Genomic DNA, 14,942 nt, shown 5'->3' with positions numbered 1-14,942 from the left:
CGATCTAACTGTTTATTACTCACTACTTTTTACTTATTACTTACTACTTACCACTTATTACTTTATTTATATGCTATTCCGGTCAAAAGTGTCAATGATTTACTTGGATGGGTGCAGAGATTCGTCTTAACCTGGAACATAAAATGGGCAACACCACTCCTTCCGGCTCAATACCGACTCTCTGATTAGCCATCTGATGCTCGCTGTCGAATACTTTAAACTCTCCAACGGACATTTTAGACGCTTAGCAGACTTTTTCTCATTATTGGAAGGGTTAACGGACATTTCGGGCGCTTAGGATGCTCAAACGACTCTGGTTCACTCGATTCTACTCTCTAAGCAGCCAAAATGTCCGTTACAATTCTGGCTCCTCCAAAGGCGGACTGTAGGGAGACAAAATGTCCGTTAGACCAAGTATGTACAAAGAAACCGTCTCCTTTTTGGTCTATGGTTGGGTGGTACCTCCATTTTCCAGAGAGCGGTTTCTTTTTATTTGACGAAATGAAAGAGGGTGCCCCTCAGTTCATCTTATGATGACTTCTGGGACACCCTCTTCTGGCTCCAACTACGCCAGGCGTGATTGGAGGTATTACCTTAATCTCTATCGTCGTCATAATCATCGTCATGATCATCATCGTAGTCGTCATCGTAGTCGTCATCGTCATCATCATCATAATCAATATCCAGCACCTTGCCGGTAGAAGCCGATATCTCAACCTCGGCATAACCGGAGGCGGTTCTCAGCGTAACCTCATATTCTTTATCGCCATCATCCCAGTCCGTCTCGACGCGAAGAACTTCGCCCTTCACTGCCTGCTCGGCCAATGTGACGGCCTGCTCCTTCGTGATGGACTTGGCTGACGTTGCGGGCTTTGGAGCTGTGTCTGTCCCATTTCCAGTTGCCGCCGTAGCTGTTGTCGCCGCAGCTGTTACCTTACGATCATCATCAGCGTCATTTTCTACCTTCAGCACCTTGCCGGTCACAGCCTCTACATGAACATCCACTTCACGCCCGCTATCTTGCCGGTCGATCTCTACCTCATAGTAGACCACGCTGCGCTTGCGCTCCAAGTCGACGTCCGTCACTTTGCCAGGCGCTTCCGTGAGCGCAATCTGCTTCGCCTTATCCTTGCCGATGTAGGCTGTCGCAGCCTCCGCAGCTACCACTGCACTCGTGCCTGCCAACGCCACCACCAGTCCGACTCCAAGCATCCATGATTTCTTGTTCCTCATCCGAATTCATCTCCTTCATTTCTTCTTGTTCGTTCTCTTCGGGAACCCGGTTATCCTCGGTACGATTACTACTTTACCCGGGCAATCTAAGAGAATCATTACAAGAAGATTAGAATTTGATGATAAAAAGCTTATTAGGAATCCTCGTCCTCGGTATCATCATCATCATGATCATCATCCCAGGTTACGGAGATTACCTTACCGGAAGCAGCATTCAGCTGTACTTCGGCCTCACGGCCGTCCGCAGTCTCAATCTCGACCAGGTAATATCGCGTCCCGCCGTCTTCTTCAATGTCGATATCCTTCACAAGGCCAGACACGGTCTTCAATGCCAGCCCGGTCGCCTCCTTCTCCGAGAGGAACCCGTCCGTACCCGGGGTGGACGCCCCCCCTTCCTGGGCACCTTCACTCCCAGGCGGCTTGTGATCCGGATTGGTCGACGGCGGTGCGGTTCCAGGGTCTCCCGTGGCATTTTCACCCCCAGGAGCAGTGAGATCGGTAGGCAGATCATCCTTACCAGGGACAGTGCCCTCAGGGACAGTGCCCTCAGGGACGGTGCCCTCAGGACCATCGCCCCCGGTTGGCGGTTCCTGGGCGTACTCCTCCAACCGCCGGATCTCCGCGATATCCCCGCTGTCTCTTCTTACAATCAATTCGTACAAACCCTGCCCCGTTTTTAAAAATACCACAAAGTCAGCTCCTTGCAGACGGCTGTCTACAATGCTCCCTTCGTAGGTGTTCAGCACCCTTTGCTCGGCTTCGGCAAGCGTGAGCTTGGAGCCGCTATCGGCACTATAAACCATCCATACCACCACAGCGATGAACAGCAACCCTCCAGCAAGAGCGAGAGCCGCTAGCCGTCTTCTTTTCAAAGTGAATCTATGCATGCTTCTCTCCTCCTGTCTATCTGGGCTATAGCCAAGTCAAATACTCCTGTCCAGAGCCAGGAAGCCAGATCGTTGCCGTAGTTCCTGCTCCGAGCGTACTTTCCAGCTCAAGCCGCGCTCCCATCGCTTCGCACAGCTCCTTGCCAAGCGACAGACCAAGCCCTGTTCCACCGGCTCCCTCTTGCTCCCTGCTGCGCGCTTTATCTACCCGGTAAAACCGTTCAAACACATGGGGAAGATCCTCTGGCGGAATCCCCTCCCCCCTATCCTTGACCGCAAGAAATGCGGTCCCCTGCAATCTTCCTGCCACGAGTTCAATGTCGCCAGCACTATACTTTCGGGCATTGTCCAGGAGGATAAACAGGACCTGCTTCAGCATATCCGGGTCTGCTAAGGCTGTTAAGTCCTGAGCCGTCGCTTCGGCCTCGTCTGCTTCCGGGACCAGAGCGGCTCCTTGCACAGGGTCCAAGCTGCTTATCACCGTAACGTTGCGGTGGTGCACTTGAGAGAACATCGTGGAGACCTGTTCGGCAAAAGCAACCAATCCGACAGGCTGCATATCCGCCTTCCATTCCCGTCTGGAGGTCGCCAGCAACAAGAGTTGCTCGGTCATTGTCTTCATCCGTACGGCCTCCGAATGAATCGCCTCCACAGACTCCTCCAGCAAGTCCGGCCGCTCCGCTCCCCGCCGCTTCAGGAGACTGGCATAGCTCTCAATGATCGTCAGCGGCGTCTTCAATTCATGTGAAGCATTGGATACGAACTGCTCCTGCCGGACAAAGCTCTCCTCCAGCAGCCCAATCATTTCGTTGAATGTATCACCCATCTGCGCCAGCTCATCCCGGGATTTGCCCGTCTGTTTCAGCCTGGCGAATTCACCACTGCGAATAATACGCCTCATGGTACTTGTCATGCTCGTAATCGGCCGCATCACAAGCCGGCCTAAAATTCCGCTGGAAATGACCACCGGGACAAGGACCGCGGCCGACACACTGATTAGCACCAAACGCAGAATACTCAATAGTTCCGTCAGTTCTACCAGGCTGGACATCATCTGGACATTGGCCACCGAACCGCTTGGGCCAATTACCGGAAGCGACACGAAACCGAAGCGCTCACCGTTAATGGTCACCTGCTCCAGCCTGCGCTCGCTGTAGAAGGCTTGCTCCTGGCGTCCCAGCTCCAGTTGATTGCCGGAAGCAACCAAAGCACTGCCCTCGCCAGAGGCTTCCACCCATCGGAGCGTTCCGTCCAGCGGCACATATGCCCGCAATAACCCATTCAGCGCCAAGCGGCCTTCCGCCGTGCGCAGAACCTCGGCCGCCTGCTCGCTTTCGGCCAATAGCTGGCTCATCTCCCGATCCATCATCAGCCGGTGAAATACCGTATATACCGTCACATTGGCCGCCAGCAGCAAGATGGCAAACAACACCGATGAATATAGATGAATCTTGCTTCCCAGCTTCATGTAGCATCCCGGAGCACGTACCCCACGCCCCTTACGGTATGGATCAATTCCGGGGAAAAGCCTTCATCGACCTTCTTGCGAACATAGCGAATATATACATCCACCACATTGGTGTTCCCGGTGTATTCAAACCCCCACACCTGGTTAAGCAATTGCTCCCTGCCCAGGACCAGCCGCTTGTGGCGAAGGAGCACAGCCAGCAAATCGAACTCCCGCTGGGTTAGCACAATCTCCCGCCCCGCCCGCTCCACCTGCCGGGTAGCCTCATTAAGTCGCAGATCGGCAGCGCATAGCCACTCATCGGGATCGGGCTCTCCCGCAGCCCGGGTTCCGTTAGTACTCGGGGCCTTGCGCAAGAGTACGCGAATGCGGGCAAGCAGTTCTTCCATATCAAAGGGCTTCGTTACATAGTCGTTAGCGCCCAGATCAAGCCCGGTGACCTTGTCTGTGACCGATCCTTTGGCCGTCAGCATGATGACCGGAGTCTCGGCATCAACCGCCCTGATACGCTGCAATAAGTCTATGCCGCTAATCCCGGGCAACATAACATCCAACAGTACCAGAGCGATACCGCCTGCCTTGTACGCGGCCCATCCCTCCACGCCATCCGGGGCCAGACTGACAGCATAGCCCTCACTTTCCAATTCAATTTGCAGAAGACGGGCAATCTTGCGTTCGTCTTCCACAACCAGTATGGTGGTCTCGCTCACCCTGTTCTCACCTCCGCCAATGCTAGATTTGAATTAAACAGATTAAAGAAATCCATAAGCAACAGCGATCAGAGGATAACTTTATTTTCATTTGATTCATTGTAAGCCAACCCCAACCCGGGAGGCAAACCTCTATACGTTTGAGATGATTCTGCCGCTCCAAATGACGCAAAAAAATCTCGGTGCAGACAATTCATTCAATTGCCTGACCGAGATTTTCTTTAAATAATATCCTTCCTCATACCCCTTACGAACACTTACTATACCCGCAGTTACTGCATGTCTTGCAGCCTTCAATATTAATCAGCGAGGCCGAGCCGCAGGACGGACAAAGGTCACGCGAGGTGACGGAACCGCCATGTCCATGAGGGGGGTCCCCTCCGAACGCTTCCGCCGCAGGAGCCTGCTCCTCTTCCTGATGAGCCAACGTAGCCGCAACTGGAGCCGGGTCATGGTATGGCCCGTTCTGGATATGGGTCTCAAGCGCCTTCGCAACGGCGTCGGCGATGGACTCAACTCGGTTCGGTCCGAAGCCGATGGCGCCTGAGCCGCCGATGCCTTTCAGGTGCTTGATCAACAGCTCTGCCTTCTGTCCGTGATCCCCGTAACGGAGGAACAGGGAGCAGACGCGTCCAAGCGCTTCCGCCATGGCGAACACGTCGGAACCGGCTTTGCCGACGTTCAGGAAGATCTCGCTTGGCACGCCGTTCAGATCATTGATCGTGATGTAGGCCATGCCGAATGGCGTATTAATTTTATAGGTTGCTCCGTGGAGCACTTGCGGGCGCTTCTTGTACTGCGTATCGTTCACTTGCTTCTCCGGTGCCGGAGCGGAAGGCGTTACGCCAAGCGTCTCACTGACCCCGTTCAGCGTCTCTTGCTCAGCTGCGGAAGCCGCACCCTCAAACGCTGCCGGTTCCTCCGTTGCGGGCTTGCTCTCCGCAGCCTTGTCTTCCTTCTTCTCGGTCTGAAGCACCTGAACGTCACGGCTTCCGTCGCGATAAATGGTCACGCCCTTGCAGCCCAGATCAAAGGCCAGCTCATACAGCTTCTTCGTGTCCTCGACTGTGAAATCAGCAGGACAGTTCGCCGTCTTAGAGATCGAGCTGTCCACCCAGCGCTGGATGGCAGCCTGGGAACGAATATGGTCCTCGGCAGACAGATCCATGGCGGTTACAAAATAATCCGGCAACTGCTCACCCGGATGGGCATCCATCCATTCCTGGGCGATAGGCACAAATTGCTCGTCGAAGCCTAACCGGCTCTGACGGAAATATTTGAAGGCAAAGTAAGGCTCGATCCCCGTCGAAGTACCGACCATGGTGCCCGTGCTTCCGGTAGGCGCCTGGGTAATGATCGTGACATTGCGAATGCCCTTCTCCCTAACGGCCTCGCCGACCTCAGGATAGACCTCGGTCATGACCTTCATAAATCCGCTCTGTAAATATTTGTCCGCTTCAAAGGCAGGGAACGCTCCCTTCTCTGCTGCAATATCGGCCGAAGCGAGATATGCTTCCTTAGCGATGAAGCCGTACAGCTTGTCTAGGAAGACTAAAGATTCCGGGCTGCCATAACGGATCTTGAGCTTGATCATCAGCTCGGCCAAGCCCATCGTCCCCAGACCGACACGGCGTTCCTTCTTCTGGTTCTTCTCATTTTCCTCAAAATGATACGGGGTCTTGCTAATGACATTATCCAGGAAGCGCACAGAATACCGCGTAGTTGTAGCCAGTTCGTCCCACGCCACATCCTGAGTCGCTTCATCATAGAATTTCGACAGGTTCATCGCGGACAGGTTGCATACGCCCCAGCCTGGCAAGCCCTGCTCACCGCAAGGATTCGTGCAGATGATCGGGTTGAAATACCAGCTGTTCGACATCTGATTGTAATATTCCATGAACACCACGCCCGGCTCCGCCGATTTCCAGGCCGATTCCATGATCGTGTGCCAGACCTCGCGGGCTTTTACCGTTTTATAGTGGATTACCTTATGACCTGCGGCTTTCCACTTGTCCAGATCGCCGTCCCACAGCTCATTGTAGTTCTCAACCGTTGTATCCGGGAAGACGAGCTCCCAATCCAGATCCTCCTTCACGGCCTTCATAAAGCCGTTGCTTACGCAGACCGACAGGTTGGCATTCGTCACTTGACCCATGGTCTGCTTGACGGTAATGAAATCCAGCAGATCCGGATGCCAATCATTAATCATCAGCATCAGAGCACCGCGGCGGCTGCCGCCTTGCTCGATCAAGCCCGTTGTATAGCTGAACAGCCCGCCCCAGGATACCGCGCCGCTGGAAGAACCGTTCACACCTTTTACAATAGCCCGGCGCGGACGCAGCGAGCTCAGGTTAATCCCGACTCCGCCTCCCCTAGCCATAATCTCGGTCATTTCCGTCAATGTCTCCATAATCCCGCCGCGGCTGTCCTTCGGAGAAGGAATAACGTAGCAGTTGAACAGGGTCAGCTCATCGCTCGCTCCGGCTCCGGCTGCAATCCGGCCGCCGGGAACCAGCTTCCAGTCATCCAGAATATACCGGAACTTCTCTTCCCATTCCTTTTGCAGCTCAGGCGTCGCTTCTACAGAAGCCATCGCCCCAGCCAGACGGTCCCACATTTCCTCAGGCGTCTTCTCAATATTCAGCGTCAGCTTCTCCACATCGGATTTGACGATTTCTCCCTTGCGGGTCTTGACCGTCACGACGCGCCCTTCGCGGGCAATGACCTCGCCGACCTCTTTGGTCGGGAACTTCGGATCATCCTTCGTTAGCACCAGCACCACATCGCCTACCTTGGCATTGGACGGATCCGCATCCTTCCAGGCATATCTATCCAGAAATATTTTCTCGCTGAGCCCTTCCAGAGTATGTTTTTGTGTCGTTGTCAAAGGGAACACCTCTTTTAAAATATTATTTAATCCATGTCCAGCCATGAACAAAAAAAGTTCGGTCACCTGTCGACAAAATCATCCGCAAGCCCGGCACAGGCACGCCGATTTTGCGGTTAATTCATCAACCTTTAACCGTTTTTCTTGCCCGACAAACCATCGGATTTATGTAATGAAATCTACATATAGTGTCTATCGACCATTATACTACACCATATTTCGTTATCATAGCCCATTTTTGCGATTGGGAGCTTCGACCCACCCCTTGTCTAAAAATAGACCTACTGCTGCACCAGCAAACGCTAATTCGACTTTCACCGCCGCAAGTTATGAAGAACTCTCTTTATGTCCATACTACTCCTACTGCGTTCTACGAAACAGGAAAAGGGAGGTTTTCAACATGAATCCGCATCAATCCGAGTTGGACGCTCCTGCTGCCAAACCCGCTTCCGGCAAGGTTCCGATCCAGTTCGACCGAAGCTGGTACGACGAGCTCCAAGGCAGACTTGACAAGGGTGGTCCTTGGGATGACTGGCAGCTATTTCAGCTGGCCAAACAGGCGGAGGAGGCTTCCCTGGTCACTAGCTTTGAAGAGATGATCTGCCTCAAGCATCTTCAGCAGGTCACGCCGCTTCCGCATCAGGTTGATACGGCGCGCAAGGTGCTGTTCGAGATGCGGGGAAGAGCCATCCTGGCCGATGAAGTCGGTCTCGGCAAGACCATTGAAGCCGGACTTATTTTAAAGGAATACATCGTTCGCGGCCTTGTGCAAAAGGTGTTAATCCTCGTACCCGCCTCCCTGGTGCTCCAATGGGTGCGGGAGCTGAACCAGAAGTTCGCTATTCCGGCCGTTGCCCAGAAAAAGGCGCACTCCTGGCAAAATCCGGTCGTGGTCGCCTCGATCGATACCGCCAAGCGGGACCCTCACCGTGACATCCTGCTAGGCAGCGAATACGACATGGTTATTGTCGACGAGGCGCACAAGCTCAAGAACAAGAAGACCACCAACTATCAATTCATGCTCAAGCTCCGCAAAAAATATTGCCTGCTCCTGACAGCTACGCCGGTGCAGAACGACCTCGGGGAGCTGTTCAATCTCATTACCCTGCTCAAGCCGGGACAGCTCGGAGGGCAGAGTGATTTTACATCCAACTTCGTCTTCGAGAAGAGAGTGCCAAAGAACGGCGAACAGCTTAAGGAAGAGCTGGCCAAAATCATGATCCGCAACCGGCGCGGAGACGGTGAGCTGGATTTTACGAAGCGTCATGTGAAAAATATTGAAGTCGAGCTTTCACCCGAAGAAATGGAATTGTATAACGGGGTTACTCGCTTTGTCAAAGACCAATATCAGGCAGCCGGCGGCAACCTCAGCAGCATGCTGTCTCTCGTCACCCTCCAGCGGGAGGTGTGCAGCAGCCGGGATGCCGTATTCGTAACCCTCGTGAATCTGGCCAAGAAGCTGGCTCCCGATTCCCCGTTGCGGGACAGAATCTGGGAGCTGGTCGCCTTGATCAAGGCGATTAAGGCCAACAGCAAGGCCGAGCAAGCGATGAAGCTTATCCGGGAGATGGATGACAAGGTGATTCTGTTCACCGAGTACCGCGCCACCCAGGAATATCTGTTGAACTATTTCAAGGAACGCAACATGATCGCAGTCCCCTACCGCGGCGGGATGAACCGGGGCAAGAAGGACTGGATGATGGACCTGTTCCGCGGCAGAGCCCAGGTCATGATCGCCACCGAGGCCGGCGGCGAAGGCATCAACCTGCAATTTTGCCACCAGATGATCAACTTCGATCTGCCCTGGAATCCGATGCGGGTCGAGCAGCGGATCGGACGTGTCCACCGGCTGGGTCAGCAGAATGACGTTCAGATCTACAACTTATCCACAAAGGGCACCATTGAGGAGCACATCCTGAGACTGCTTCACGAAAAGATCAACATGTTCGAGATGGTTATAGGGCAGCTTGATGTCATTCTGGAGCGGTTCGAGAAAGGCAGCTCCTTGGAGAAAAGCCTGTACAAAATCATGCTGGAATCCAGCAGCAACGATGAAATAGCCCGTAAAGTCGATTCACTGGGCCAATCCCTGGAGCATATCCGCACCGAACTGGATGAACAGGCAGATGGACCCGGGGAAAATGACGGGCTCCAACAGCTGATGGGAGGTTGATCGCCATGACGATGTCACAGGAGCAAATCCGTGACTATTGCAAGACTTATCTGGAAGCAACCGCATGCCAGTTTCTTGAAAAATCACCCTACCACGTTACCGTCAAGCTCTCTCCGCAGGCCGATAAGGAGCTGACTAACCGGCCGTATTATTGGGGCTTTGTGGAACGGATGGGCATCGAGCCGGAGACCATGAGCTTCTGCTTCATCTTCGATCCCGAGAAGCACCGGGCGCTGGAGGACGCCTCCGCCGCCCCGAGCGCCGGGCATACGGATCCTGTGCTGGACCGCCACTTCGGTGCGGTTCGGCCGCTTCCCGTGCTAGGTCCTGGCCGAATCCAGAGGGAAGAGATCACCTTTGGCAGTCCGAGATTGAAGCAGATTTTTGCCGCAGCCCGACAAGGCGGCCGCCAGGTCTATCTGTTCGAGAACCCGGGCCACCTTCAGCGGCGCACCTTGCTCTCAGCTGCCTACGAGCCTTGGCTCGGGGTGCAATACAAGCTTGAATTTTGCTGCGATGTCAAACGGGAAGAGCTTCATTTCCTTGGCATTTCGTTGCAGAACGGCATGGTTGACGATGCTTTTGCTAATAGGTTGAAGGGGAAAGATTTGATCCCGAGGCTGCCGGAGAACGTCCACATTACTCCTACCGGGCTGGCTCTTCCGGTTGCGAGAGAACGGCTGGAGAAGCTCATTACCAGCAGGCTTGAGGACGCGGACAGTGCATGGGCGGATGCGGCACAAGAACGGCTGGAGGAGGAGCTTCTGCTTATCGACAGCTACTACAGGGACCTGCTTCAGGACCCCGATGAAGAAAGACAGCTCGCCTTCCGGGAGCAGTATGAAGCAAGAAAAGCTGAAATCCGCTGGCAGTATGAACCGAGAATTGTCGTATCTGCTCTGGGCAGCGGCATCTTTCACCTGCGTTCGTCTCTGTAATCGGAAGATGCCTTCACAATGACTGTTCTCGCTAAAATAACGCAAAAATAGAAGCGCGTTTCCCGTTCCTCCGGCGACAGAATGCAGCAACCTTTTCTGGACGGACAAGCTATACTGAACAAACCTGAGGCAGATCATTCCGATTTTGCTTTGCTTCAACCCAATCCAAGAGATAGCAGGTGAATTGATGATGAACCGTCTTTCACGCATCCGGCGCCCGTTGTCCGGTACGATGAAAATCATGCTGAGCCTGTGCCTGGTCAGCCCTGGATTTCTCGCTCTACCGTCGTTTGCCGCCAAGAATCTGGAGGGTGCGATGAACTTAGTCAGCCATGCTGCCGCTGCCGCTCCAGCAAATGAGTCAGTCGCTCCGGAATCACTCCGGCATTTTGCAGCCGATACGATCAGCAAGCTGTCTGAACAGAGCCCATTCCAATCCTGGGCAGGGGCTTCGACTTCAATAGAGCCGCTTGGTCCCGGCACCAGAAGCTGGCTTGTCACCATTTACAGGCCGTCAATTGCCAGCCCTGCTTCCTCTTCACCTGTTCAGATCGGCTATCTTATTATTTCAGCTGCGCCTCAAGGATTGTACAAGCTGATTGAGTATGGCACCGGGCCTGACAGCCTCTATTCTACAAATTTGGCTTCCGATCCCTTAGTGGTCGCCGGGTCATCCCTGACGATCATGCCTGTCTATGGAGGACCCTTGCTGGCGGCCTGGAGAGTCACCGGCGAAGGCAGCGGCGGAACTACAGGTTCAAGCGCCGAATATCTGGATGCGCAGAGCGGGGAAGCCTTGCCTGAAACGGATACAACCTGGAACCTCCAGAGCGGAAAATACAACCCGCCTTCAAGGGCTTATGGCAGCGATAACGCCGAAGCTTTATTCCCGGGAAATACAACGGCCGCCGGAGAATACTTCAATCCCTATGACAACATCCTGTGGATGGCTGCGGATGCCAAGCAATTAACCCTAGAGGATGTATTGACGGCACTCGATCAAAAGCACAGCCTCGTCTTTGCCGCTTCCGGCAAGGACCGCACTTATCGTTTTCCTCTACCCATCTATGGCTATCAGACCTGGAATGCTGCACCTGCTTTCACTGGAACGGCAACGGATACACCAACAGCTCCTGCCGTCTATGTCCTGACCGGAAGCGGAGAAGGCAGCAGCTCCCGGTGGATATCGCTGGATGCCATTGCCGATGGCGGAAGCTTCCACCCGCTTCCTTAATACAAATTAAGGCCATTTCCTCCAGTTCCTTCGAGGAGATGGCCTTTTCAGATACGCTGCGATTTACCGTCATCAGCTCTGCCGGCTGCGAGTCTTCTTGCGCTTGCCGGGCATCTGCTTCACCCAAAGCGAGATCGAAAACGGAATCATGCCAAACCAGCGGCTTCCCCATGATTCCTTAGCTCGAGAGCGTTCCCGCCTTACCTCGCGGGGCGTCTCCACATAGTCAACCACACGCTCCGTGATATATTTTACCAGTTCATCTCCCTTCGCCATGGTTCTCCCCCCTTTCCCGTGTTATCGTTCTATAGCTAGTGTGCACGGATTAAGCACTTCTCAAACAAGCGAACCGTATGCATGATTTCTCCTTATTCAGTCCAAGCTAAGTCAGAAATGACTACTATAAAGGATGATGCTTATGCTTCAAATAAAAACCGTGAACCGCGCCATGATCTTTTTCTTATTAGCAGGCTTGCTCGGCATTCCATCGCCATCCTTTGCCGACAGCTCGGAGGAGCAGGCGATCCGGCACGCCTTTCCGCAGCCCGTCATTCTTATCGATGTCGGCCACGGCGGTATTGACGGCGGAACCTCCAGCGGCCCTTTGCTGGAAAAGGATATTAATCTTGAAATCGGCAGAAGACTCTATATGGTGCTGCGAAGCCATGGATATATCGCGATTCTCAACCGAACGGGAGATTATGCCTTAAGCGACGATAACCGTTGGCTGAACAGCCGTTCCAGACATCTCCGGGACTTGGCGCAGCGCAAGGAGCTTAGTGAGCAGGTGCCCGCCTCCATTGTGATCAGCCTTCATGTCAATTGGGGACGGAATGCCTCCCGAAGAGGACCGTTGGTGCTGCATCAGGACGAAGGGCAAAGCGCATTGCTCGCCGGAGCGCTTCAGCATGCCCTAGAGGATGCTTATCAGCTCAATAGGAGGCGTCTGCCGGAATTGGGAAGCCCCTTCTATCTGCTGAAGCATACCGATCCGCCGGCTGTCATCGTAGAGACCGGCTTTATCAGCAATGCCGAGGACCGCAGTCTGCTCGCCAGCCCGCGCGGCCAGCAGAAAATCGCAGAAGCACTATACAGCGGAATTGTAGAGTACTTTACGGTAATGTAAATCCCGGGCCAGACTTGATTCCCGAGCGCATCTGTTCCATAGCCAGATCAGAAATCCGAATAAATTGCACACCGTCTGCCTTGAGATCCGGAATTGCCTTCTTCAAGGCGGCGGATGTAATTTTCCCACGGATACCGACATGTCCAATCGTAATACAGCTATTCTGCTCGCGCGCGAGCTGCTCCGCTTTTCGCAATTGAGCGGTAACATGTCCGGTGCTGGACACATCGTCCAGGAAGATGCTGTTCTCCAGCACGGGCAAGCCTCTCTCCCGGCAGAGCTCGTCTACAACAGAGCGGTAATTCGTCTTGCTGTCCACAAAGAACAATCCCTGCTCCCGGCACACATCGAGAATGATCCCCATCACTCGCTTGTCGCCGGTTATTTTCGAGCCCATATGATTATTGATCCCGACCGCATGCGGCACATTTGCGACCGCCGCCTCGACCTTGCTCCGCACCTCCTCATCGGACATCGAAGCCATAATTGCACCGGGACCAAGCCACTCCGGCTTCCCATGCTTAGGCTCCAGCGGAAGGTGAACCAGCACGTCATAGCCCTGCTGATGCGCCCGTTCCGCATCCTCGGCAGTCGTTGGCAGAAACGGCATGACGGCCACCGTCATCGGAATCCCGAGCTGCAGCATTTCATCACTGCCCCCCATGTCATTGCCGAAATCATCAATAATGATAGCAATTCTCGGCTCTTCAGCCTGCCCTTCCTCCTGATTCGCTGCAAATGAAGCTGCGCCACCGGAACACAGCAGGGATACCGTGAGAATTACCGATAAACTCAGCAGCCGGCAAAAGGTAGATTTATATCCGCTCTTGTTCATTTGTCATCCTCCTTTTCTGCCTCAGGCAATCAAGCTCTTTCTCCAGGCCTTCTTCCTTACCAGACAGGTGTAGACAAAGTCGGCAAGGTACAGCAGGAGAAGCAATGGACCCGCCGTAGTCCAAACAGCCTCAACCCTGCCGAAGATGTATTCTATCCCGGGGTGGATATAACGCAATGTCAATAGCGACAAGATTCCCCAATACACTGAAAACCGGATGCAAATATGACCATGAAGCTGTCCCCGCATCCCGGAATAATCCCACCATGTCCGCCCGAACCAGGCCTTGAGTCCACAGCCGCTGACATATTCAACCACGGTTGGAATCAGAAAACAGAGGAGGATCGTAAGCAAAAGCTGATGCTGCTGAATCCGCTCCGTCCCCCATATCAAAAGAAGAGGAGCCGCGCCATACATCGGCTTGTACGGGCCAAGCAGCAGGCCCTCCTTCCAGAATCGCCCTGTTGTTGCCAGGCTATAAGTGTTCTCCAGCAGCCAACCCATCACCGAATATACCAAGAAATAAAACAAAGCTTCACTAGCTGTCATCTTCAAGCCACCCCTGATGTCAAAGTCATCCAGTATCTCTCCTATTATGACTTGAATTCTGCCATTTATTCACAGCAAAGAGCCCAACCAAGGATTGCCGGGCTTAAGCAGGTGCTATAGATTTTATTTCACAATGACCGTATGCAATTCCACGCTGCCGGAGAGCACCTTCACCGTAAGGAGCGCATGCTGTGCCGGCTGCAAGACCGCTTGGACGGTTTGGACTTTCTGGACTGCTTGGGCTTTCTGGACTGCTTGGGCCAGTTGATCCCCGGCTTCTTCAGCCGTTATTTTGCTCTCCGCGATCAAGGTTCCATTCTGAAGCAGCTCCAGTTGGGCCTCCTCCCGGCATGTAAGCTCGATCGACACCGTATGTCCTTCGCCGATGCGATAGAAGCTGTATCCGGCATACTCGCCCGCCGTCAGTTCGAGAGCCAGCCAGTTCCACCCGCTGTCGAACAGGTGCTTTTTCTCCACAGGCTCATTCGTGATCGGCACAATGCTCATGCCGGTAGCTGCACGATACTTATAAATGTTGCTTTCCCGCCGAAGACCGCTGTAGGATACGCCTTTTCCAGGCAGCTCGTCAAAATCGGTCGCTCTCACCCGGCAGCCTGGCAGCCGGAACACGGAGGCGGTGACCTCCGGATGATACGTGCAATTTTCCGCCTTCATATGATCCAGGTACCGTTCCAGAATTTCGCGGGCCCGGTCCGGACTCGGCTTTGGCCCGCCCCTCGTATAAGCTAACAGCTCGTCCCAGCCCTCCGGCTTGTTAACCGTGTAAGGGGAGTTGGGACGCTCCATCTTCTTCCAAGGCCACAAATTGTATCCGATCCCCAATCCCGCGGCAAGCGGATACATAGCAGCGAACCATTCCAGCTCGTTCTCCCCGGTCTCCC

General features: G+C 53.9%; 12 protein-coding genes and 1 pseudogene. 4 read left to right on the top strand and 9 right to left on the bottom strand.

Annotation, left to right across the window (positions count from 1 at the left end):
- Positions 1–594 precede the first annotated feature (594 nt).
- From TX85_RS05465 to TX85_RS05445, 5 genes are all read right to left on the bottom strand, one after another.
- Positions 595–1,233 (bottom strand): PepSY domain-containing protein, encoded by a 639-nt coding sequence (locus TX85_RS05465; protein WP_049894802.1) that lies wholly within the window; start codon positions 1,231–1,233, stop codon positions 595–597.
- A 134-nt stretch (positions 1,234–1,367) separates the two neighbouring features.
- Positions 1,368–2,120 carry a PepSY domain-containing protein gene (locus TX85_RS25255; RefSeq protein WP_049894801.1) on the bottom strand — a complete coding sequence of 251 codons (753 nt, stop codon included), beginning with the start codon at positions 2,118–2,120 and terminating at the stop codon, positions 1,368–1,370.
- Positions 2,121–2,145: 25 nt separating this feature from the next.
- Positions 2,146–3,588 (bottom strand): sensor histidine kinase, encoded by a 1,443-nt coding sequence (locus tag TX85_RS05455; RefSeq protein WP_044478101.1) that lies wholly within the window; start codon positions 3,586–3,588, stop codon positions 2,146–2,148.
- Positions 3,585–4,298, bottom strand: coding sequence for a response regulator transcription factor (locus TX85_RS05450; RefSeq protein ID WP_044478100.1), 714 nt, complete (start codon positions 4,296–4,298; stop codon positions 3,585–3,587). Before TX85_RS05450 ends, TX85_RS05455 begins: the two co-directional genes overlap by 4 nt.
- A 247-nt stretch (positions 4,299–4,545) precedes the next feature.
- Entirely contained in the window at positions 4,546–7,230 is a 2,685-nt protein-coding gene (locus tag TX85_RS05445; protein ID WP_392391833.1) for an adenosylcobalamin-dependent ribonucleoside-diphosphate reductase, read from the bottom strand.
- A 355-nt stretch (positions 7,231–7,585) separates the two neighbouring features.
- Between TX85_RS05445 and TX85_RS05440 the strand changes: the two genes are divergently transcribed.
- The 3 genes from TX85_RS05440 (at position 7,586) to TX85_RS05430 (ending at position 11,530) form a co-directional block, all read left to right on the top strand.
- Positions 7,586–9,358 carry a DEAD/DEAH box helicase gene (locus TX85_RS05440; protein WP_044478098.1) on the top strand — a complete coding sequence of 591 codons (1,773 nt, stop codon included), beginning with the start codon at positions 7,586–7,588 and terminating at the stop codon, positions 9,356–9,358.
- A gap of 5 nt (positions 9,359–9,363) precedes the next feature.
- A complete protein-coding gene (locus tag TX85_RS05435; RefSeq protein WP_044478097.1) occupies positions 9,364–10,296 on the top strand; it encodes a YqhG family protein in 933 nt (310 codons plus the stop codon).
- Between the two features lie 190 nt (positions 10,297–10,486).
- A complete protein-coding gene (locus tag TX85_RS05430; protein WP_148444329.1) occupies positions 10,487–11,530 on the top strand; it encodes a hypothetical protein in 1,044 nt (347 codons plus the stop codon).
- A gap of 72 nt (positions 11,531–11,602) precedes the next feature.
- Here TX85_RS05430 and TX85_RS05425 read toward each other — a convergent pair whose 3' ends face one another.
- The gene (locus TX85_RS05425) at positions 11,603–11,806 is read right to left on the bottom strand and encodes a YqzE family protein (RefSeq protein ID WP_044478095.1); all 204 of its coding nucleotides are present in this window, start codon (positions 11,804–11,806) and stop codon (positions 11,603–11,605) included.
- 142 nt (positions 11,807–11,948) lie between these two features.
- On the opposite strand from TX85_RS05425, the gene TX85_RS05420 reads away from it, so the two are divergent.
- Complete coding sequence (locus TX85_RS05420) at positions 11,949–12,656, top strand: N-acetylmuramoyl-L-alanine amidase family protein (protein WP_044478093.1); 708 nt, start codon at positions 11,949–11,951, stop codon at positions 12,654–12,656.
- Here TX85_RS05420 and TX85_RS05415 read toward each other — a convergent pair.
- The 3 genes and pseudogenes from TX85_RS05415 to TX85_RS27000 form a co-directional block, all read right to left on the bottom strand.
- Positions 12,643–13,491: a divergent polysaccharide deacetylase family protein gene (locus TX85_RS05415; protein WP_044478092.1), complete on the bottom strand. Its 849-nt coding sequence runs from the start codon at positions 13,489–13,491 to the stop codon at positions 12,643–12,645. The genes TX85_RS05420 and TX85_RS05415 overlap by 14 nt on opposite strands.
- A 21-nt stretch (positions 13,492–13,512) precedes the next feature.
- Positions 13,513–14,040: a putative ABC transporter permease gene (locus tag TX85_RS05410; protein ID WP_044478091.1), complete on the bottom strand. Its 528-nt coding sequence runs from the start codon at positions 14,038–14,040 to the stop codon at positions 13,513–13,515.
- Positions 14,041–14,163: 123 nt separating this feature from the next.
- Positions 14,164–14,942, bottom strand: a pseudogene (locus TX85_RS27000) (glycoside hydrolase family 5 protein); the annotation flags it as partial.

Origin of the sequence: Paenibacillus antibioticophila, assembly GCF_000455265.1 — a bacterium.
Lineage (GTDB): Bacteria > Bacillota > Bacilli > Paenibacillales > Paenibacillaceae > Fontibacillus > Fontibacillus antibioticophila.
The sequence above is the reverse complement of the archived record's forward strand: the minus strand, read 5'-3'. Positions and strand labels throughout refer to the sequence as shown.